The 21,188-nt window shown below is 61.7% G+C and carries 16 protein-coding genes; 9 read left to right on the top strand and 7 right to left on the bottom strand.

Annotation, left to right across the window (positions count from 1 at the left end; translation table 11 throughout):
- The first annotated feature begins 23 nt into the window (after window positions 1-23).
- The 3 genes from guaA to HPQ62_RS10940 all read left to right on the top strand — a co-directional run bounded on the left by guaA (window position 24) and on the right by HPQ62_RS10940 (window position 3,112).
- Complete coding sequence (gene guaA, locus HPQ62_RS10950; protein WP_174802583.1) at window positions 24-1,589, top strand: glutamine-hydrolyzing GMP synthase; 1,566 nt, start codon at window positions 24-26, stop codon at window positions 1,587-1,589.
- A gap of 147 nt (window positions 1,590-1,736) precedes the next feature.
- A complete protein-coding gene (locus HPQ62_RS10945; protein WP_174802582.1) occupies window positions 1,737-2,759 on the top strand; it encodes a cation diffusion facilitator family transporter in 1,023 nt (340 codons plus the stop codon).
- Window positions 2,756-3,112 (top strand): ArsR/SmtB family transcription factor, encoded by a 357-nt coding sequence (locus HPQ62_RS10940; RefSeq protein ID WP_174802581.1) that lies wholly within the window; start codon window positions 2,756-2,758, stop codon window positions 3,110-3,112. Before HPQ62_RS10945 ends, HPQ62_RS10940 begins: the two co-directional genes overlap by 4 nt.
- Window positions 3,113-3,430: 318 nt before the next feature.
- On the opposite strand, the gene HPQ62_RS10935 is transcribed toward HPQ62_RS10940, so the two are convergent.
- Entirely contained in the window at window positions 3,431-4,927 is a 1,497-nt protein-coding gene (locus HPQ62_RS10935) for a catalase (protein WP_174802580.1), read from the bottom strand.
- A 93-nt stretch (window positions 4,928-5,020) separates the two neighbouring features.
- On the opposite strand from HPQ62_RS10935, the gene HPQ62_RS10930 reads away from it, so the two are divergent.
- From HPQ62_RS10930 to HPQ62_RS10920, 3 genes are all read left to right on the top strand, one after another.
- Window positions 5,021-5,911, top strand: a complete 891-nt coding sequence (locus HPQ62_RS10930; RefSeq protein WP_174802579.1) for a hydrogen peroxide-inducible genes activator — start codon at window positions 5,021-5,023, stop codon at window positions 5,909-5,911.
- 140 nt (window positions 5,912-6,051) lie between these two features.
- Window positions 6,052-7,389 (top strand): DUF8173 domain-containing protein, encoded by a 1,338-nt coding sequence (locus tag HPQ62_RS10925; protein ID WP_174802578.1) that lies wholly within the window; start codon window positions 6,052-6,054, stop codon window positions 7,387-7,389.
- A gap of 106 nt (window positions 7,390-7,495) precedes the next feature.
- Complete coding sequence (locus HPQ62_RS10920) at window positions 7,496-8,137, top strand: DNA-3-methyladenine glycosylase I (RefSeq protein ID WP_174802577.1); 642 nt, start codon at window positions 7,496-7,498, stop codon at window positions 8,135-8,137.
- A 13-nt stretch (window positions 8,138-8,150) separates the two neighbouring features.
- On the opposite strand, the gene HPQ62_RS10915 is transcribed toward HPQ62_RS10920, so the two are convergent.
- Window positions 8,151-9,197 carry a YeiH family protein gene (locus HPQ62_RS10915; protein WP_425312621.1) on the bottom strand — a complete coding sequence of 349 codons (1,047 nt, stop codon included), beginning with the start codon at window positions 9,195-9,197 and terminating at the stop codon, window positions 8,151-8,153.
- Window positions 9,198-9,298: 101 nt separating this feature from the next.
- Between HPQ62_RS10915 and HPQ62_RS10910 the strand changes: the two genes are divergently transcribed.
- Together HPQ62_RS10910 and hisS are read left to right on the top strand one after the other, a co-directional pair.
- Window positions 9,299-10,183, top strand: a complete 885-nt coding sequence (locus tag HPQ62_RS10910; RefSeq protein WP_174802789.1) for a LysR family transcriptional regulator — start codon at window positions 9,299-9,301, stop codon at window positions 10,181-10,183.
- A 70-nt stretch (window positions 10,184-10,253) separates the two neighbouring features.
- Complete coding sequence (gene hisS / locus HPQ62_RS10905) at window positions 10,254-11,771, top strand: histidine--tRNA ligase (protein WP_174802575.1); 1,518 nt, start codon at window positions 10,254-10,256, stop codon at window positions 11,769-11,771.
- A gap of 556 nt (window positions 11,772-12,327) precedes the next feature.
- Here hisS and HPQ62_RS10900 read toward each other — a convergent pair.
- From HPQ62_RS10900 to HPQ62_RS10880, 5 genes are all read right to left on the bottom strand, one after another.
- Window positions 12,328-12,930 (bottom strand): superoxide dismutase, encoded by a 603-nt coding sequence (locus HPQ62_RS10900; RefSeq protein ID WP_174802574.1) that lies wholly within the window; start codon window positions 12,928-12,930, stop codon window positions 12,328-12,330.
- 147 nt (window positions 12,931-13,077) lie between these two features.
- Window positions 13,078-14,292, bottom strand: coding sequence for a multidrug effflux MFS transporter (locus HPQ62_RS10895; protein ID WP_174802573.1), 1,215 nt, complete (start codon window positions 14,290-14,292; stop codon window positions 13,078-13,080).
- 227 nt (window positions 14,293-14,519) lie between these two features.
- A complete protein-coding gene (locus HPQ62_RS10890; protein WP_174802572.1) occupies window positions 14,520-16,853 on the bottom strand; it encodes a glucose/quinate/shikimate family membrane-bound PQQ-dependent dehydrogenase in 2,334 nt (777 codons plus the stop codon).
- A 159-nt stretch (window positions 16,854-17,012) separates the two neighbouring features.
- Complete coding sequence (locus HPQ62_RS10885; RefSeq protein ID WP_174802571.1) at window positions 17,013-18,269, bottom strand: DUF2254 domain-containing protein; 1,257 nt, start codon at window positions 18,267-18,269, stop codon at window positions 17,013-17,015.
- Window positions 18,270-18,405: 136 nt separating this feature from the next.
- Window positions 18,406-20,523 carry a S9 family peptidase gene (locus tag HPQ62_RS10880; protein ID WP_174802570.1) on the bottom strand — a complete coding sequence of 706 codons (2,118 nt, stop codon included), beginning with the start codon at window positions 20,521-20,523 and terminating at the stop codon, window positions 18,406-18,408.
- 134 nt (window positions 20,524-20,657) lie between these two features.
- On the opposite strand from HPQ62_RS10880, the gene HPQ62_RS10875 reads away from it, so the two are divergent.
- Window positions 20,658-21,047 carry a DUF930 domain-containing protein gene (locus HPQ62_RS10875; protein ID WP_174802569.1) on the top strand — a complete coding sequence of 130 codons (390 nt, stop codon included), beginning with the start codon at window positions 20,658-20,660 and terminating at the stop codon, window positions 21,045-21,047.
- Window positions 21,048-21,188 lie beyond the last annotated feature (141 nt).

Genomic DNA, 21,188 nt, shown 5'->3' with positions numbered 1-21,188 from the left:
TCACCGACAGGAAGGCCCCAGCCGTGACCCCAGAGATTACCCATCCCGATTCCGTCCTGATCATTGACTTCGGCAGCCAGGTGACGCAGCTGATCGCGCGTCGCGTGCGCGAGACCGGCGTCTACTGCGAGATCGTGCCGTTCCAGAAGGCGGAGGAGGGGTTCGAGCGGTTGCAGCCGAAGGGCGTGATCTTCTCCGGCGGTCCGGATTCGGTGACCCGCGACGGTTCGCCGCGCGCGCCTCAGTCGGTGTTCGACAGCGGCGTGCCGATCCTTGCGATCTGCTACGGACAGCAGACCATGTGCGTCCAGCTCGGCGGCGTTGTCGAGGGCGGCCATGCCGCCGAATTCGGCCGAGCCGATGTCGAGATCCTGAAGGCCTCGCCTCTGTTTGAAGGCATCTGGGACGTCGGCAAGAAATATCCGGTCTGGATGAGCCATGGCGACCGCGTGACAAAGGCGCCGGAAGGCTTCGAGATCATCGGCGTCTCGCCGAACGCGCCGTTCGCGATCTGCGTCAACGAAGAGAAGCGCTATTACACCACCATGTTCCACCCGGAAGTGGTGCATACGCCGGATGGCGGCAAGCTGCTCGCCAACTTCGTGCACAAGATCGTCGGGCTCAAGTCGGATTGGTCGATGGCGGCCTACCGCGCCGAGATGGTGCAGAAGATCCGCGACCAGGTCGGCGACGCACGCGTGATCTGCGCGCTGTCGGGCGGCGTCGACTCATCCGTCGCTGCCCTCCTGATCCACGAGGCGGTCGGCGAACAGCTGACCTGCATCCTCGTCGACCATGGCCTGATGCGCAAGAACGAGGCCAATGAAGTGGTCGCGATGTTCCGCGAGCACTACAATCTCCACCTGATCCATGTCGATGCGGTCGACAAATTTGTCGGCGAGCTGGAAGGCGTTTCCGACCCGGAAACCAAGCGCAAGATCATCGGCCGGCTGTTCATCGAGACCTTCGAGGACGAGGCCAAGAAGCTCGGCGGCGCCGATTTCCTCGGCCAGGGCACGCTCTATCCGGATGTGATCGAAAGCGTGTCCTTCTCCGGCGGCCCCTCGGTCACCATCAAGTCGCACCACAATGTCGGTGGCCTGCCCGAACGCATGAACATGCAGCTGGTGGAGCCGCTGCGCGAACTGTTCAAGGACGAGGTGCGCGTGCTCGGGAAGGAGCTCGGCCTGCCCGATTCATTCATCGGCCGCCACCCCTTCCCGGGGCCGGGCCTTGCGATCCGCTGCCCGGGCGGCGTGACCAAGGAAAAGCTCGACATCCTGCGCGAGGCCGACGCGATCTATCTCGACGAGATCCGCAAGAACGGCCTCTACGACGTGATCTGGCAGGCCTTCGCCGTGCTGCTGCCGGTCCAGACCGTCGGCGTGATGGGCGACGGGCGCACCTATGAATATGTCTGCGCGCTGCGCGCCGTGACCTCGGTCGATGGCATGACCGCCGACTTCTACCACTACGACATGAACTTCCTCGGCAAGGCCGCCACCCGCATCATCAACGAAGTCCGCGGCATCAACCGCGTCGTCTACGACGTGACGTCCAAGCCGCCTGGCACGATCGAGTGGGAATAGGCACTGCATTTCTTCTGCTGATCTGAAGAGTGTCTCTTCGCGGATGCCATTTCAGCCGCGCAGGAAGGTCGCCTTCCGCGCGGCTTTAAGTTGACCTTAAGTATGAATAGGTGTTTATATTTTGATATATAGACACGGAGCTTGTTCATGGCACACGGCAATACGGATGGCCAGGCGGGGCATCGCCATGGTCCGCATGACGGTCACAATGACGATCATGATGACCATCATGATCATCACGATGATCACGGTCATCACCACGGCGAAGGGCATCATAGCCATGCGCCCAAGGTATCGCGGAACAATGAACGTGTTGTGTTGATCGGTCTGACGCTGACGGCCGGCTTCATGGTGGCTGAATTCATCGGCGGCTGGTTGTCCGGATCGCTGGCGCTGATTGCCGACGCCGCGCACATGCTGACGGATACGGCAGCGCTTGGTCTTGCCTGGGCTGCCTTCCGTTTCGGGCGCATGGGATCGGATGAGAAGCGGACCTTCGGCTATATGCGCTTCGAGGTGCTGGCCGGTTTCGTCAATGCGCTCACCCTGTTTCTGCTCACCATCTGGATCGCCTATGAGGCCTTCCAGCGGCTGGCGACGCCGGAACCCGTGCTTGCGGGACCGATGCTCGTCGTCGCCATTCTCGGCCTTCTGGTCAATATCGGCATCTTCCTGCTGCTGATGCGTGGCGATCGCGATCATGTCACGATCAAGGGCGCCATGCTGCATGTCATCGGCGACCTGCTGGGTTCGGTCGGCGCCATCGCCGCAGCCCTCATCATCTATTTTACCGGCTGGACCCCGATCGATCCGATCCTCTCGGTGGTGATGGCGGCACTCATCCTGCGCGCGGCCTGGGCATTGCTGAAGAGCGCCGCCCATATCCTGATGGAGGGCACGCCCAGCAATATCGAGATCGAGGCATTGCGCCGTTACGTGCTCGATGAGGTCCCCGATATCAGCGACGTGACCCATGTCCATGTCTGGTCGATCACCTCCGGACGGCCGGCGGCGACCATGGAGATCAGCCTCGGTGAAGGCGCCAGTGCGGAGACAGCTGCCGAAAGGGTGAAGGCCGTGCTGGCGCGTCAATATGACATCCGGCATGCAACGGTCGAGATCAATTGGAAGCAAAAGTCCGCCGATTGCCCGCTGGAGGGGCAGGCATGAGCGTCTGCCCGTCAGATGGCCCAGCACCGCTCGATGAGGCGCTGGGAGACAGGCAGGCCGAAATTGCCGTCGTCGCCGAAACCTTCAAGCTTCTCGGCGATCCGACCCGGCTGAAGATCCTGATCGCCTGTCTCGCCGAGCCTGTTGCCGTCGGTGATATTGCGGAAAGGGTGGAGGCCTCGCCATCGCTCGTCAGCCATCACCTGCGGCTCTTGCGCGGCGCACGGCTGGTCCGGCGCACCCGCAAGGCGCGGCAGATGTATTACGAGGCCGCCGACCACCATATCCGCCATGTCGTATCGGACATGATCGTCCATGCCGGCGAACATGACGCCGACGAGGCTGACCTGTAGGTCCGCGAACAAGCGCTTAGGTCTGGAGAAGAAAAGGCCGGCGCTTTATGACGCCGGCATCAGTCTGCTGAAAAAGCCACAGCTTTTTAGTTTTTCACGTACAGCAGCCTCAACCCCGGAGACATGCTCGGACTTGATCCGAGCATCCAGGTGGCTCACGCGATTGAGTTTGCCAAGTCCGATTGCCGAACACGTCCCGTGCTCCCTGGATCCTCGTGTCAAGCACGAGGATGACTCCGAGTGTAAGGACAGGTTTTGTCAACAAATCGAGGCCGGCGCTTTGCAGCGCCAGCCTCTATGTTTCGCACCGGAAAAGCATCACTCCGCAGCGGACTGCGTGCCCGGCGTCGAGATGGCGTTGGCCTCATAGCCATGCGCTTCCTTCAGCGCGGCGCGTACGCCGGCTTCATAGTCCGGGTGGACCTGCTTGAAGAGCGCGAGCTGACGCTCGATGATCTCGCCGGGAACGCCACCCATGGCGGCGGCGACGTTATCGTAGAGGCGGGACTTTTCGCCGTCATCGAACAGTTCGAACAGCGCGCGCGGCTGGCCGAAATCGTCATTGCCGTCGCGGTGATTGTAGCGCGCCATCGCGCCTTCGATTTCAAGCGGCGGCTCCATCGCCGACTTGTCCTCGACCGCGCCGCCCATGCTGTTGGGCTCGTAATAGGCGTCCGTCGCGCCGGTCTTCTGGCCGAAGAAATTCATCTGGCCATCCTTGTGGTAGTGATGGACCGGACATTTCGGCGCGTTGACCGGGAGCGCTTCGTAATGGGTGCCGAGGCGGTAGCGGTGGGCGTCGGCGTAGGAGAAAATGCGCGCCTGCAGCATCTTGTCCGGCGAATGCGAGATGCCGGGGACGATGTTGGAGGGCGAGAACGCCGCCTGCTCGATTTCCGCGAAGTAATTGTCGGCGTTGCGGTTCAGCTCCATCACGCCGATGTCGATGACCGGATAGTCGCCATGCGGCCAGACCTTGGTGAGATCGAAGGGGTTGTACTCGGTCTTGCCGGTATCGCTTTCCGGCATGATCTGGACCTGCACCTTCCAGCGCGGATAATCGCCCTTCTCGACCTTGTCGAAGAGAGCTTCCTGATAGGTCTCGCGGCTCTTGCCGATCAGCGTTTCGGCCTCGTCATTGGTGTAGTGCTTGTGGCCCTGCTCGGTCTTGAAGTGAAACTTGACCCAGAACCGCTCGCCGGCATCGTTCCAGAACGAATAGGTGTGCGAGCCGTAGCCATTCATGAAGGTCGGATCGACCGGGATGCCGCGGTCAGACATCAGGATCGTGACCTGGTGCAGGCTTTCCGGCGACAGCGACCAGAAGTCCCACATCGCCTTCGGCGAGCGCAGGTTGGTGCGCGGATGGCGTTTCTGGGTGTGGATGAAGTCCGGGAACTTGTAGGGGTCGCGCACGAAGAACACCGGCGTGTTGTTGCCGACGAGATCCCAGTTGCCGTCCTCGGTGTAGAATTTCAGCGCGAAACCGCGCACGTCGCGCTCGGCGTCGGCGGCACCCAGTTCGCCGGCAACGGTCGAGAACCGGGCGAGCATCGGCGTTTCCGCGCCCGGCTGGAGACACTTGGCCTTGGTGTATTTCGAAATGTCGCCGGTGATCTTCAGCGTGCCGAACGCGCCCCAGCCCTTGGCATGGACCACGCGCTCGGGAATGCGCTCGCGGTTCTGATGGGCGAGCTTCTCGATCAGCTGATAGTCCTGGACCATCAACCCGCCGCGCGGGCCGGCGGTCATCGAATTCTGGTTGTCCGGCACGGCAGCGCCGGCGGTTGTCGTCAGGGTCGGTTTATCGGCCATGGTTTCCTCCATTGTGATTGATAAGGATGGTCTCACGAAGCGTCGATAGTTTCCAATTGTGATTTCCTGAGATTACGATAGGATTATCTTATCATGATTACGCTCAGACAATTGCGCTATTTCGAGGCGCTGGCGCGTGAGCGCCATTTCGGCCGCGCGGCGGAGGCCGTGCATATCAGCCAGCCTGCGCTTTCAGCCCAGATCATGGACATGGAGGCGGAGCTTGGCGTCGCTCTGTTCGAACGCACCCGCAGGCAGGTGCTCTTGACGCGGGAAGGCGAGCGGGTGCTTGCCCATGCCGCGACCGTGCTGGCAGCCATGGCGGCGCTTGAACAGGCGGCACGCCCGGCAGCCGGTCCCCTGTCGGGTCCCGTTGCGATCGGCCTGATCCCGACCGTTGCTCCCTATCTGATCCCGAAACTCGTGCCCCACCTCAAGCGCCGCTATCCGGATGCCGAGGTGGCGCTGAAGGAGGCGGTGACCGACCAGCTGCTCGCCCATCTGGAAGATGGGACGCTTGATGCCGTGGTCGCCGCGCTGCCGGTGGAACGCGACGGGATCGAAAGCGTCGATCTTTTCGAGGACCGGTTCTTCATGGCGGTGGCGCGCAATGATGAAACCGTGCTGGTGTCGCCGCTGACGCAGGCAAGCATTGCGGCCGATCGGCTGCTGCTTCTGGAAGAGGGGCACTGCCTGCGCGATCAGGCGCTGGCGCTTTGCGAGCGCAAGCCGAGGCGCGATATCGTCAATGTCGGCGCGACCTCCATGACGACGCTGCTGCAGATGGTGGCAAACGACATGGGCATGACGCTCATACCCGAGCTGGCGATAGCGGCCGAAACCGCCCGGACGCCGCTCACCATCCTGCCTTTCGCCGATCCCGCCCCGTCGCGCAGGATCGGCCTTTGCTGGCGCCGTTCCGACAGGCGCCAGCAGGACAAGGCCGTGCTGGCACAGGCGATCATCGAAAGCCGCAACGCCTGATTGCCGGACCCCGCCGGATCAATCATGAGATTGACGGTGGGAGATCCACGGAAAGAGTGGATATTTACGCCCGGACAAGGCATGATTGCATCGGCGGCTTCCAGGGGACCGGAAGCGCGTTTGCAAGCGAGAGGGAATTCATGGCGCATAAGGCAATCGGGCTGGCGGTGGCAATGGCGATCACATTGCTGCCGGGCATCAGCATGGCTGATGACGACTTCACGGTATTCGGCGGCGATACCTATGCCAGCGGCCAGACCCCGAAGCTGGATGATCCGAGCCCGCGCAGCGTCTTCGTTTCCGGCTTCAGCCCGTCCATCGATGCCTCCGTGGCGAAGGACGCGCATATTGCTGGCGGGCATGTCAGCATCGATGCGCCGATTGCCGGCGATGTCTATGCGGCTGGCTTCTGGGTTTCGATCGACGGCCCGGTCAGCGGCGACGTCTCGGCATCCGGCTACTCGGTGTCGCTCGGCAAGGCGGCAGACGTTGGCGGCAACACCCGGGTGGCGTCGCGCTCTCTGGAGATTGACGGCAATCTGTCCGGCAGCCTTCTTGCGGTGGCGCAGAATGTAACGATCAACGGCGAAATCAGCGGCGATGTGCTGGTCGCGATCGACCACCTGACCTTCGGCCCCGATGCCAGGATCAACGGCAGCCTCGTCTATCTCGGCCCGCGCGATGCCGACATTCCGGCGAGCGTGATCGATCCCGACCGCGTCATCCACAAGCGGATCGCGGGCAGGGCGATCACCACGCTTGCCGAACTCACTGCCGCCGGCGAGACGCTGAACAAGCTGAAGGACGGCAAGGCCGTGAAGACGGCTGTGGAGGTGACTGCAGCGAAAAAGGCCGTCCAGGTCACCGCTGTTGCGCTTTCCGGCCACGAGCAAAAAAGCTTCTGGACAGAGCTTGCCGACTTCATCGCCGCGCTGGTGATCAATCTGATCGTCGTCGCGCTGCTCTTCTGGTTGATGCCGAGGCGCACCGAGCTGACGCGCGCGCGTCTGCAGGATCGCCCGCTCGGGTCTCTCGGCTATGGCTTCATTGCCATGGCAGCGCTGATCGGCGCGGTTCCGGTCGCGGCGCTTACCATTGTCGGCATCGTGCTGATCCCGTTCTTCATCCTGTTTGCGGTCATCGTCTGCTACATCGCCTATCTTCTGGCGGCCTATGCGCTGGCATGGTGGGCGCTGAATGCGATCAAGCCGGTCCCGCAGACCTTCGTGAACAGGCTTCTGGCAACGGCTGCCGGGCTCGCCCTGTTCTCGCTTCTGCATTACGTGCCCTATGTCGGCTGGATCGCCAATATCGCGATCACCTTCCTGGGCCTTGGCGCCGTCTTCGCGCTTGCCGGACTGCACATGCTGACGCGACGGGAACGGCCGTCGGCTGAGGTCATCGCGACGCCGCCGCCGGCTCCGCCGGCCGGGACAACGGATCCGGTGAACCCGCCGGACGAACCGCCACGGGCCTGAACAACCCGATCAAGGCCTCATGGTTGCCGGATGCGGCCATGAGGCCCTTGCCTCTGCGGCAAAATCATGTTTCCTTTTTGTTCCGGTCTGGAATCAGGAGAGGCATGTGAGCGCGACGGCAGGATTGATCACGGGTGATGATGGCAGGGATCGGTGCTTCTGGCACGGCAACCTGCCGGATTACCTGCGCTATCACGATGAGGAATGGGGCCGGCCCGTTACCGACGATTTCAGGCTGTTCGAGAAGATCTGCCTGGAGGGCTTCCAGTCCGGGCTGTCATGGCTGACGATCCTGCGCAAGCGCGAGAATTTTCGCGCGGCCTTTGACGGTTTCGACTTTCACAAGGTGGCGCGCTACGACGAGCGCGATGTAGAGCGACTTCTGGGTGATGCCGGCATCATTCGCCATCGCGGCAAGATCGAGGCGACGATCAACAATGCAGGGCGCGCGATCGAGATGGAGCGGGAATTTGGCTCGCTCGCCGCCTGGTTCTGGTCGCAGGAGCCGGGCCCGGAGGATCGGCCGGCTGTGGTGGACCTCGAAACGCTGAGGGCCAACCCTACGACGCCGGTATCGGTGAAGATCTCGAAGGCGCTGAAGAAGCGGGGATGGAAGTTTGTCGGCCCCACCACCGTCTATGCTTTCATGCAGGCGATGGGGCTCGTCAATGACCACCTCGAAGGGTGTTGCTGCCGCAGCGAGGTGGAGCGGCTGAGGGAGGGGCTCAAGAGGCCCGCCCATTCCTGATCAGTCGCCCTGATCAACCGACGTTCAGGACGAAGATCAGGCCAAGCGCGATGGCGGTCAGGACGAGGATCGAGAGCACGGCTGTTGCCACCACCCGCCCGCCGGCGCGGCCGAGCGAACGGATATCGACCGAAAGGCCGAGTGCGGCCATGGCGAGCACGGTGAGCGCGTTGGATGTGTGGGCAAGCGGCTCCACCATCGCCTCGGGGAAAGCACCGGCCGAGCGCAGGCCCATCATGATGGCAAAGCCGATGATGAACCAGGGCGCGATATGCTTCAGCTTGATCTTGGCGCCGCCGGAGCCGCCGCTGCGGGCAGCCAGACCAAGCGCAAACAGAACCGGGCCAAGCATCATCACGCGGATGAGCTTTACCAGCGTGCCGGTCTGGACGGCGATCGCGCCGCCCGGCTGGGCTGCGGCCAGCACCTGCGGCACGGCATAGACGGTAAGGCCCGACAGCACGCCATATTGCGCCCCCGTCATGCCGAAGCCGACGAGAGCCAGCGGCAGCGCCAGCACCATGATGACGCCGAGAACGGCGGTAAACGCGATCGCGGAGGCGATGTCGCCGGGTTCGGCATCGATGACGGGTGCGGCGGCCGCGATTGCCGAATTGCCGCAGATCGAATTGCCGCACGCCACCAGCGTTGCAAGCTTCTTGTTGAGCCCGAAGGCGCGGCCGATGCCATAGGAGATCGCGATCGCCACGATCACCGTGCCGACGATGCCGAGCACCAGCGTGGGGCCGGCGGCCTTCAGCGCCTGCACGCTGATCGAGGCGCCGAGCAGCACGATCGCAACCTCAAGGATGAATTTTTCGCAGAAGCGGATGCCCGGATGGAACGACGCCGACAGCGGGATGAGCGAGCGGATCGCGGTGCCAAGCAGGATCGCGATCACCAGGTTTTCGATGAAGCGGTGGCCGGTGACCTTCACTTCCGCAGCCTCGATCCCGAAGGCGGCAACCGCCACGATCAGAGACAGGATGATGCCCGGCGCAAGCGAGAGGATCGGTGCGGTCCAGGAGCGGTCGTTTTGATGTGTGAGGGCCATGCGCATTCATCTTTTCCTTTGTTGCACAAAGCATGCTCTTCTCCAATGTCGACTTCCATCGAATAATAATTGACGTTTTGTTCGATTAGAGAGAATGTTTTCGCATGATGACCCTTGAACAGCTTGTCGTGTTCGTGGCGGTGGCCGAGCGCGAGCACCTGACCCGCGCCGCAGAAGCGCTGCATCTGACGCCCTCCGCAGTCTCGAGCGCGATCCGCAAGCTTGAGGACTTCTACCGCGTGACCCTGTTTGACCGCGTCGGGCGCGGCCTGGTGCTGACGGCAGAAGGCCGCGTGTTTCTGGATGAGGCGCGCGCCACGCTGTCGCGCATCCGCTCGGCCGAGCGGGTGCTGGCAGAGCTTGGCGGGCTTGAACGCGGCGCGCTTTCGATCTTCGCCAGCCAGACGATTGCGAGCTATTGGCTTCCGGAAGTGCTGATGCGCTTCCACGCGCTCTATCCCGGCATCGAGCTGCAGATGTCGATCGCCAATACCACGACGGTCGCCGATGCCGTGGCGCGCGGCGAGGCGGAGCTCGGCTATATCGAGGGCACGCTCGACAATCCCCGGCTTGCCAAACGCCACCTCACCGATGATGCGCTGATGGTGGTGGTCGGGCCCGGCCATCCGCTGGCAGATGGCCGCAAGGTGACGGCGGCGGAACTCGTCGGCGCCACCGGCTTCGTGCTGCGCGAGGAAGGCTCCGGCACGCGCTTCGAGTTCGAACATGCCATGGCCGACCTTGGCTTTGCCGCAGGCGATCTCAACGTGGTCATGGTGCTGCCGTCGAATGAGGCGGTGCTGTCGGCGGTGCGCTCCGGCCATGCGGCGACCGCGATTTCGGGCGCGGTCGCTGCTCCCTGGCTCGCCTCCGGCGGGCTCAAGCGCGTCAATTTCGATCTCCCCTCGCGCGCCTTCCAGCTTCTCAGCCACAAGGAACGGCACCTGAGCAAGGCGGCGGCGGCGCTGGTCGAATTTTCGCTGCACGCCTGAAGGCTTGCCGCGACGCCGCGCATCTTTTAAGAAAGCGCCAGATTTTCCCGGCAAGACAGGCGATTGACCCATGAGCGACAAGAAGAACAAGAAGCCGCCGAAACTGAAGGCGCGCCTGCCGCGCGGCTTTGGCGACCGCTCGGCAGCCGATATCCGCGCGACCGAGGAAATGGTGGCGAAGATCAAGGCGGTCTACGAGAATTACGGCTTCGATCCGGTGGAGACGCCGCTGTTCGAATACACCGATGCGCTGGGAAAATTCCTGCCCGACCAAGACCGGCCGAACGAGGGCGTGTTCTCGCTCACGGACGATGACGAGCAGTGGATGAGCCTGCGCTACGACCTGACCGCGCCGCTTGCCCGACATGTCGCGGAGAACTTCAACGAGATCCAGCTTCCCTACCGCACCTATCGCGCCGGCTACGTGTTCCGCAACGAAAAGCCCGGCCCCGGCCGCTTCCGCCAGTTCATGCAGTTCGACGCCGACGTCGTCGGCGCCCCGGGCGTCCAGACCGACGCCGAGATGTGCATGATGATGGCCGATACGATGGAGGCGCTCGGGATCGCGCGCGGGGACTATGTGATCCGGGTGAATAACCGCAAGGTGCTGGATGGGGTGCTGGAGGCACTTGGGATCAACGAACCTTTGCAGAAACTTGCCGTGCTGCGATCGATCGATAAGCTCGACAAGTTCGGAGTTGACGGTGTGGAGCTGCTCCTCGGTGAGGGACGTAAGGACGAGAGCGGTGACTTCACGAAAGGGGCGGGGCTTGGCCAGGATGCCATCGGGGCCATTATCGGCACCGTGATCTTGAGCACGCCAGACGAACTTTTCGAAACGCTTGATGCGCCAAGAGAAGGCGCACCCGACAACGAGACATTCAACAGCGGAGTCGAGCAGTTGAATGCAATGCAAAAGATATTCAGTGCGTGCGGTTACAAGGAAGATCGCATCAAGATCGACCCTTCCGTCGTCCGCGGTCTCGAATATTACACCGGCCCCGTTTACGAAGCTGAACTCACCTTCGACGTCACGAATGAAAAGGGCGAAAAGGTCGTGTTCGGTTCTGTCGGCGGCGGTGGGCGGTATGATGGGCTGGTGTCGCGCTTCATGGGGCAGCCGGTGCCGGCAACAGGCTTTTCCATCGGCGTGTCGCGTCTGATGACCGCGCTGAAGAACCTCGGCAAGCTCGGCGCCTCGGAGATCCTTGAGCCGGTGCTCGTTACCGTCATGGATGGCGACGCGGAGGCGATGGGCCGCTACCAGAAAATGACGCAGGATCTGCGCCGCGCCGGCATCCGCGCCGAGATGTACCAGGGCAACTGGAAGAAGTTCGGCAACCAGCTGAAATATGCCGACCGCAGAGGTTGCCCGATCGCGATCATCCAGGGCGGCGACGAGCGCGCGGAAGGCGTCGTCCAGATCAAGGACCTGATCGAGGGCAAGCGCCTCTCCGGCGAGATCGCCGACAACGCCGAATGGCGCGAGGCCCGCGTCGCCCAGGAAACCGTTCCGGAAGCCGACCTCGTCGAAAAGGTCCGCGCCATGCTGGAAGCACAGGCGGAAGATCGGCGCCGGGCGGGCTGAGCCTTTCCTATTTTGATGAGCCGCTAACGTCCGAAAACGCTGCAGCCCCCCATCTCCCCCTCATGGGGGGAGATGTCGCGAAAGCGACAGAGAGGGGTATGCAGGATACGCCGCTTGCTCTGAACCTGTTGAGAGGGTTCACCCCCCTCTGCCCCTGTCGGGGCATCTCCCCCTCACGGGGGGAGATTGTGGGCTGAGAGGTTCGCCGGGCCAATCAAGGATGGAGCACTCTTTGTAGGTCCACCGGACTCGCTCGCTTCTCTTTTCGTCGCGCAACACACCAATAAAAAGCCCGGCGCAAGGGCCGGGCTCAAGCTGGTGACAAAGCTGGAGCTTCAGAATTTTTCGCGCGCGGTGGTCACACACAGGTGTCATGCTCGGACTTGATCCGAGCATCCAGGCAACTCGAGTGATTGGATTTTTGAAGCCTTAATGCGAACGCTTGCCATCTCGCCTGGATCCTCGTGTCGAGCACGAGGATGGCACAAGACAGGACTGTCAACAAAAAAGCCCGGCGCAATGGCCGGGCTTTTCGTATTCCGATAAGGCGCAAGCCTTACTTGGTCGCGCCTTCGTAGAGTTCGGCGACATAATCCCAGTTGATGAGATTGTCGACGAAGGCTTCCAGATATTTCGGGCGGGCGTTGCGGTAGTCGATGTAGTAGGAGTGTTCCCACACGTCGACGCCGAGGATCGGCTTGGCGCCGTGAACGACCGGGTTTTCGCCGTTCGGCGTCTTCATGATTTCAAGCTTGCCGTCCTTGACAGCGAGCCATGCCCAGCCGGAGCCGAACTGGCCAACGCCTGCGGCGATGAAATCGGCCTTGAACTTGTCATAGCCGCCGAGATCGGAAGAGATCGCGCTTTCGAGCGCGCCCGGCAGCTTGGTGCCGCCGCCATCCTTCTTCATCCACTTCCAGAAGTGCATGTGGTTGAAGTGCTGGGCTGCGTTATTGAAGAGCGGCTGGTTGGAACCGTAAGCCTTGACCATCACGTCTTCGACCGACAGATCGCCGAGACCGGCTTCTTCCGCCAGCTTGTTGCCGGTGGTCACATAGGTGTTGTGGTGCTTGTCGTGGTGGAACTCGAGCGTTTCGGCCGACATATAAGGACCGAGGGCGTCATAGGCATAAGGCAGATCGGGCAGTTCAAAAGCCATGTGTAATACTCCTTTTGGCAGCCTAACGTGGTAGTGGGTGCTGGCCCATTAGATAGGTGCGATACATGCGAAGGGCAACCATGGAAATGCTAAAAACCCGTTCCAGCGCGGCAAAATGAGAAGCCTTCTGCCGCGCTTCCTATCCGATCATTCGTGCTGCATATGGGCAACGGCGTGCCTTGCCGGGCGACCGAAGCCTGTGAACGCGACGATCGCCGCCGCTGTCGCAAAACCTGCCATGATCACCATCAGCGGTATGGCCGTGCCATCGGCGAATGCGCTGACGAGACCCGTGCCGATCGCGCCGAAGCCGAAGCCGAGCGCGCCCGTCAGTGCAGCGGCGACGCCGGCAATCTGGCCGTGGGCTTCCATCGCCAGCAGGTTGCAGTTGGTCATGATCGCGCCCATGGCCGTCATCGCGATGAAGAACAGCAGCGTCATCAGCCAAAGATCCGCGCCGATGGTCAACTCGACGGCGAGCAGGGCGATCAGGGCCATTGCATAGGCTGTCGCGGCGATTTTGACGACCCGGCGCGCGCCGAACGGCTTGATGAGCCTTGCGCCTGCCTGGGCGCCGATCGTCATGCCGATGGCGTTCAGGCCGAAGACGATGGAAAACATCTGCGGCGACAGGCCCTTGATGCTGATGAAGACGGCAGAAGACCCGCCGATATAGGCAAAGAACCCACCCTGTGCGAGCGCCAGCGTTCCGGCGAACGGGATGAAATTCGAGCTGAAGAGCAGGCGCGCATAATAGAAAACCGCGTGCCCAGGCCGGGAATGCGCCCGCAATTCCTGCATCCGCGTCTCGGGAAGCAGGAACTTGATGTAGAGCAGGGCAAAGATGCTGAACGCCACGAAAAAGGCAAAGATCGCCCGCCAGCTGGCAAAGAGAAGAATGACGCTGCCGACAATGGGCGCGACGATTGGCGCCAGCCCAGTAATCATCATCACGACTGCCAGAAGTTTCGCGGCGGTTTCGCCGGTGTAGAGATCCCGCACCATGGCCATCGAGGTGACCATTCCGACCGAACCGCCGAGCCCCTGAAGCAGGCGCCACAGCAGCAGTTCCGTCACGGAATGGGACAGCATCGTTCCAAGCGAGCCGAGAGCGAAGAGCGCCAGAGCGAAATAAACAACGGGCTTGCGGCCGACCTTGTCGGAAATCGGGCCATAGAAAAGCTGTCCAACCGTGAAGCCTGCAAAAAAGGTCATCACGGAATAGGAAACCGCCCCGTCGCTTGCCGAAAGCTGGGCAGAGATGGCGGGAAGGGCAGGCAAATACATGTCGGTCGCAAGGGGAGCGAGCGCAGTGATGGCGCCGAGACCGACCGCCATCGTGAGCGTGTTCACGTGTTTCATTGAAATACTTTTGATGAACTACGGGACCAGTCTTCCGCTCAAGGCACGGTTAGGTCGCGCGTTGCGGGCTGGCGGGTGTATGTCCAATAAAAACAGAGTTTGTGACGAAAGTCAATAATCGTCACTTTGTGTGGTTTTTCGATGGGTGATGTCTGGCCGCAGACTGCGGACGAAAAAAAAGCGCCGGATTTCCGGCGCTTTCTCATCTTTCCCGTATCGGAAGCGGCCTAACTTTTCGGCAGCTTGTAGGCGAGGATATAGTCGCCGGTCTTGGTGCCGACCGAGCCGTGGCCGCCGGCGACGATCAACACATACTGGGTGCCGTCCGACGTCTGATACGTCATCGGCGTTGCCTGGCCGCCTGCGGGAAGTCGGGCTTCCCAGAGCTGGGCTCCTGTGGTGACGTTATAGGCCCGGATGTAGTTATCCATCGTGGCGCCAAGGAAGGCCACGCCGCCCCTGGTCATGATCGGACCGCCAATGCCCGGAACGCCGAGCTTGATCTTCAACGGCAGCGGCGTCATGTCCTCGATGGTGCCGTTCTTGTGCTTCCAGATGATCTCGCCGGTCGTCAGATCGGCGCCAGCGACATAGCCCCACGGCGGCGCCTGGCACGGCACGCCAAGCGGGCCGAGCAGGGTGGAAAACGCCACGGCATAGTCCGCGCCATTGTTGGAGTTGATGCCTTGGGTGGGGGCACCCGGTTCCGTCTTCGGCACCAGCGTCGAGGTGTAGGCCATATAGACCGGCATCGCGAACATCACCTGGCGTTCCGGGTCGACGGCAACCGAGCCCCAGTTGAATGTGCCGAAATTGCCCGGATAAACGATCGAACCCCGTTCCGAAGGCGGCGTGTAACGGCCCTCGTAATTATACTGTTTCAGCTTGATCCGGCATGCGAGCTGGTCAAGCAGGGATGCGCCCCACATATCCTTGCCCGTCAGCATCGGCGGGTTGAAGGACAGTTTGGAAACCGGTTGCGTTGCCGACAGGTTTTCGCCTTCCAGTCCGCCATCCTGCGGGGCGGGAACTTCTTCCACCGGCACGATCGGCTGACCGTTCTCGCGGTTGAGGACGAAGATCTCGCCCTGCTTGGTGGTCATCACCAGCGCCGGCACGCTCGCGCCATCAATCGTGAGGTCGAGAAGGGCAGGCTGCGCCGGAACATCCATGTCCCAGAGGTCGTGATGAACGCCCTGGAACACCCAGGCCGGCTTGCCGGTTGCGGCATCAAGCGCGGTCACGGATGACGAGTAGCGCTCTACCGAGGGCGAACGGTTGAGACCGATCTGGTCGGGCGTCCTGTTGCCGAAGGGCACATAGATGAGCCCCAGATCGCTGTCTCCGGACATGACCGACCAGCTGTTCGGCGAATTCTTGGTATAGGTCTCGCCGGGCGCGAGCGGCTCGGTCTGGTCGGGGTTTCCGCTGTCGAAGTTCCAGACGAGTTCGCCGGTGTCGATGTCGAAGGCGCGGATGACGCCCGAGGGGCTATCGGTCGAGTAATTGTCGTTCACCGCACCCCCGACGACAATCTTGCTGTCGATCGCGAGCGGAGCGGATGTGGAGTAATAGTAGCCCTGCGTCTTGTAGGGCATGTTGGCTTCAAGGTGCAGCGTGCCGTTGTCGCCGAAGTCCTCGCAGATCGTGCCGTCTTGCGCGTTGAGCGCGATGAGACGGGCATCAGACGTCGGCAGGTATACGCGGGTCTTGCAGCGCGCCCCCTCTGCAATATCGGGGTCGTCGTAATAGGTGACGCCGCGGCAGGTCTGGTGCTGACGGTTGCCATCGACCGGAACCTGGGGGTCGAACTTCCATTTCTCTTTGCCCGTCGTGGCATCAAAGGCCATGGCCCAGCTATGGGGCGTACAGACATAGAGCGTATCGTCGATCATCAGAGGCGTGTTCTCATAGGTCGTCTCGACGACGTCGTTAACGCCCTTCATGTCCCCGGTCTGAATCTGCCAGGCAAGTTCCAGCGCGCCGACATTTTCGGTGGTGATCTGGTCGAGCGGCGACCAGCGCTGGCCGCGCTCGGTGCGGCCATAGGCATGCCATTCCGTGTCGGGGATGTCGCCATCGGTCGCGCTCGCGGTGCTGCGCACCGTCGGAAGCGAGCCCTTGATGTCGTGGGTATCGGTAAAGAGCGCCGCACCTGCCACCAGCACCGACACGGCGACCATGCCGAGCAGCGGCCAGACGGCGGAATGGCTGACCATGCGCTTTTCGGGGAATCCGTATTCGTCACGCACCAGCGGCTTCATGATCCAGGGCATCAGCATCCAGATGCCGATCAGTACGACAAGACCGCCGCGGGCGCCGAGCTGCCACCAGTCGAGCCCGACCTCCCAGAGCGCCCAGATCAGCGTGACGAGGATCGTGGCTGCATAGACCCAGATCGCCAGGGCGTTGCGCATGAAAAGAAGAAGCGCCGTTGCCAGAAAGGCGATGCCGGCAACGGCATAGAACCAGCTGCCGCCGAGCATGATGAGCCAGACCCCGCCGCCGGTGAGAAACAGACCGATCAGGGCAATGACAAGGGAAGTGATGATAACGAGCATGGCGCCTCTCAGGGAGGGGCTAGAGGCGAGAGCGAGCGCTGTCATGCGCCGCAGAAGCCGTCAGCCGCCGTCCGCAAATACCGAAACTGGACTTAAAGGGGGCATCCCCTCAAGAAGGCCAACGGATCACCGTCAAGAAAGTTCCAGCCCTTATTGATCTCAACCCTTGAAGGCGGTTTCCGCAAGGCGCGCGCGGTCGCTTTCAAAATCCAGTTTTGCGAGGCTGCGTTCCAGCGCTGTCGCCGCGTAGAAGCGCGCTGTATCGCCGTAGCCAGCATAGGGAAGGAAGGAGAGAGATTCGAAGGCGCGTTGCAGGCGCATGCCAACCTCTATCTTGTCGGCGCCATCGCGCGAAATACCGGTAAAGGCGGCATCGAAGAACTCCGAGGTCTTGATCTCGGGCATATAGACCCGGTCATGATGCACCACCTTGCTCTCCGGCTCGCCCGCTGCCATCACCCGCACGAGGTTGCCGATGACATCGATCGCGGTTCCGGGGTCGTTGATGCCGGGCGAAAGCGCCCGCATGGCGATCTGCGAAAGAACGGTGAGGCCGTAAAGCGGATCCTGGTCATAGCTTCGGGTATCGCCCACGGTGAAGGCTTTGCGCAATTCCTCGAGGATTTCCGTCGATGGCGTGCCCTTGCCGTTGGCGAGCGCAATGCCCGCTATTGGTCTGCCGGGGGTAACGAACATGCCGCAGCGATCGACGACATGGATGTCTGCGCCAAGCCTGTCGGCAATGCTGTCGAGTGCTGCAAGATCGATGAAGCGCAGATAGCCGATTTCCTTGTGTTCGACCATCAGCAGCCCGGTCGGCAGATCTCCCTGGCGTTTCTGGGCCAGCATGAACGGCGCCTGCCGGAATGCGGCCATTGAACGGCTCGCGGGCGATTCCACCTGCGCGATCGTCTTGGTAACCTGACCGAGATGGCCGAGATAGTTGATCCAGCGGACCAGCATGATGATGATCAGCAGGATAACCGCAAGGGTTACCACAAACTGTATCAGGCGACCGCCACCCCCATAAAGGTGGGTATTGAGCGCAATCAGACCGACGAGGCTGAAGATGAAGGCGCCTAGGAAGGTTGAAAGCGCCGACTGGGCAGTGCGATCCTGCAACAGCGTGCCGACCGCGCGCGGCGTGGCGTTGCTGGCAGCGGCAGTCGACGCCTGAACCAGTGTGTTGAGGGAAAATACCAGCACCGAGAGCATGCTGGAGGCAATGATGGTGAGCAGGCTGCCTACAGCCTCGGGCGTGATGACTTCGCGAAACTCATAAGGAACGAAGGGTTCCACAATGACGCCGAGAAAAGCGGTCAGAACCGCCACAACACAATAAAGTGCGGCGACCGACCACACCTCACGCAACGCCTGTATCACGATCCACCAGCGTTTCGTCAGATTGAGTTTCATGCATCACGCCCTTTTTGTGGAATGTCAGAAACGCGCCGCGCGGCAGCCGGTTCCTGTACGCGGCCCCAAGCTGGCACCGCGCATGGCTATTTTCAAATCCGACCGGTCAACCCGTGCTCGCTTTCCAGTGCTCCGCTCAGGCCTCCTCCGCCTTGCCCGCAACCTTCAGCGCAAAGGCATATTCAAGCGCGATTTCCTCCAGCCGCTGGAAGCGGCCCGAGGCGCCGCCATGGCCGGCATCCATGTTGGTTCGCAGCAGGATCGGCTCGGAACCGGTCGTATGGTCGCGCAATTTTGCCACCCATTTCGCAGGCTCCCAATAGGTAACGCGCGGATCGGTCAGACCCGCCAGCGCCAGAATGGCCGGGTAGGGCTTTGCTGCCACATTATCGTAGGGGCTGTAGCTTGCGATATAGTCATAGGCCGTTTCGGAGGCGATCGGGTTTCCCCATTCATTCCATTCGGGCGGCGTCAGCGGCAATGTGTCGTCGAGCATCGTGGTCAGCACGTCAACGAAGGGGACGGCGGCGATGATGCCTGCGAATTTCTCCGGAGCCATGTTGGCGATGGCGCCCATCAGCATGCCGCCCGCAGACCCGCCCTGGGCAACGATATTGCCGTATGAGGTATAGCCTTCCGCAACAAGCGCGTCGGCTGCGGCGATGAAATCGGAAAACGTGTTCTTCTTGTTTTCCATCTTGCCGTTTTCATACCAGGCAAAGCCCTTGTCCTTGCCGCCGCGGATATGGGCGATGGCATAGACGAAGCCGCGGTCGACCAGCGACAGGCAATTGGTGGAAAACGAGGCGGGTATGGTGATGCCATAGGCGCCGTAACCGTAAAGCAGGGCCGGCGCGGTCCCGTCGAGCGGGGTATCTTTCCGGTAGACGAGGCTGACCGGGACCAGTTCGCCATCTTCCGCCCGCGCCTGGATGCGGCGCGTCACATACTCCTCCGGGTCATGGCCTGAGGGCACTTCCTGGGTTTTCAGCAGTGTCCTTTCCCGCGTGGCCATGTCGTAGTCGAAGAGCTGGCTCGGCGTCGTCATCGAGGAATAGGAGAAGCGGATGACATCCGTGTCGTATTCCGATGCGCCCTGGAGGCCGAGCGCATAGGCCTCCTCATCGAAAGCGATCGCATGTTCCTCGCCGCTGTTGCGATCGCGGACCACGATCCGGGGAAGGCCGCCGGCGCGTTCGAGCCATACGAGATGGCGGGCAAATACCATATGCGCGAGGATCAGGCGTCCGTCCTGGTGCGGCACAACCTCCCGCCAGTTCGCTTTTTGAGGCGCGGTGACGGGTGTTTCCATGATCTTGAAATCCTTGGCGCCGCCCTCATTCGTCAGGATGTAGAACACATCGCCGCCTTCGCAGAGGTCGTATTCGACCGAAGTCTCGCGTTCGGCCACCAGCTCCGGCGTCGCGTCGAGATCGGCCGTGGCAATGATCCGCACTTCCGATGTCTGATGGTCGTGAATCTCGATGAAGATGAAATCATCGAGCAGCGAACCGCCAAGCCCGACGAAGAAGCCGGGATCCTTTTCCTCGTAGACCAGCCGGTCCTCGTCCTGGCCGGTGCCGATGATGTGGTGGTAGACCTTGGAGGGGCGGTGGTTTTCGTCGACCTCGGTATAGAAGAAGCTGTTGCCGTCCGGCGCCCAGACACCGTCGCCGCCTGTGTTTTCGAGAACATCGTCGAGGTCCTTGCCGCTTTCAAGGTCGCGGACCTTCAGCGTGTAGAATTCCGAACCCTTGTCGTCATAGCTCCACAGCGCGCGCCCGTGGTCGGTGGTGTGATCGAAACTGCCGAGGTCGAAATAGGACTTTCCTTCTCCCTCATGGTCGCCATCGAGGAGGATCGTCCTCAGCGACACATCTTTGTGATCGCCGTCGCGGGGAATGCGATAGAAATAGGGCTGCTCGCCGCCCGTGCGGAAGGCAGAGCCATAGGCATAGGGGCCGTCCTTGGCGGGCACGGAGCTGTCGTCTTCCTTGATGCGGCCGCGCATTTCGGCAAACAGCGTCTTCTGAAACGCCTCGGTGTCCGCCATGGCGGCCTTCATATAGGCATTTTCCGCCTCGAGATGATCGCGGATGCCCTTCTCGAGGATCGCGGGATCCTTGAACATCTTCTGCCAGTCGGCAGCCCGGAGCCAGGCATAGTCATCGGTGCGGGTCTTGCCGTGCCGGGTATCTTCGAGGGGCTGCTTCGCCGCTTTCGGCGCGTCGGGGAGGGGCTTGAAATGCGCCATGGGAAGACCTTTCCGGTTATTCGTTTTGCGGCAAGATAGGGGGGAGGAAGAAGGACATCAAGCGGTGGCCGCAGACTTGCCGCATTCGTCTGATCAGACATCCGGTCTGGGCTTACATGCGTGGAGTATAGATATTGAAGACGGCTTACATGGCGCTCATCGCGCTGGCACTGACCGCTGCCCCCGCACTCGCCATCAGTCAGCGGATCGAAGACGAACTCGATCAGCTGGATCCGGAAGAAAAGCTCGAGCAGCGCTGCGATGTCGAGGCGCTAGGCCGCATCGACGATGCGCGCAAGGATATGAGCCCGGACAAGGTGATTGCCTATACATTTGCGCCGACCACTGTCACCGGCACGACGATGGAAGCGCCGGGTGCGGCGGTGAGATCAGGCGGGCGTTGGTACAAGCTGTCCTACCGCTGCGTTGCCGCCAGGGATGAGATCGCGATCAAATCCTTCAGCTTCAAGCTCGGCGATGAGATCCCGCGCGATTCGTGGGACCGGCTCTACCTCTACCCCTGAAGATTTTTCAGCGCGCACGGCAGCGACGACCGACCTTTTTTCGAAGGTGCGGTCTTTTGGCATTGCATCAATGATGGTGAGAGGCGGTGCGCGGGGTCGAACGTCGGGTGCGTGACATGCGCACATGAAAACGCCCACCGG

The organism is Martelella limonii (assembly GCF_013344475.1).
Lineage (GTDB): Bacteria > Pseudomonadota > Alphaproteobacteria > Rhizobiales > Rhizobiaceae > Martelella > Martelella limonii.
Note: the sequence above shows the minus strand (reverse complement) of the source record. Positions and strands in the feature narration are given on the sequence as shown.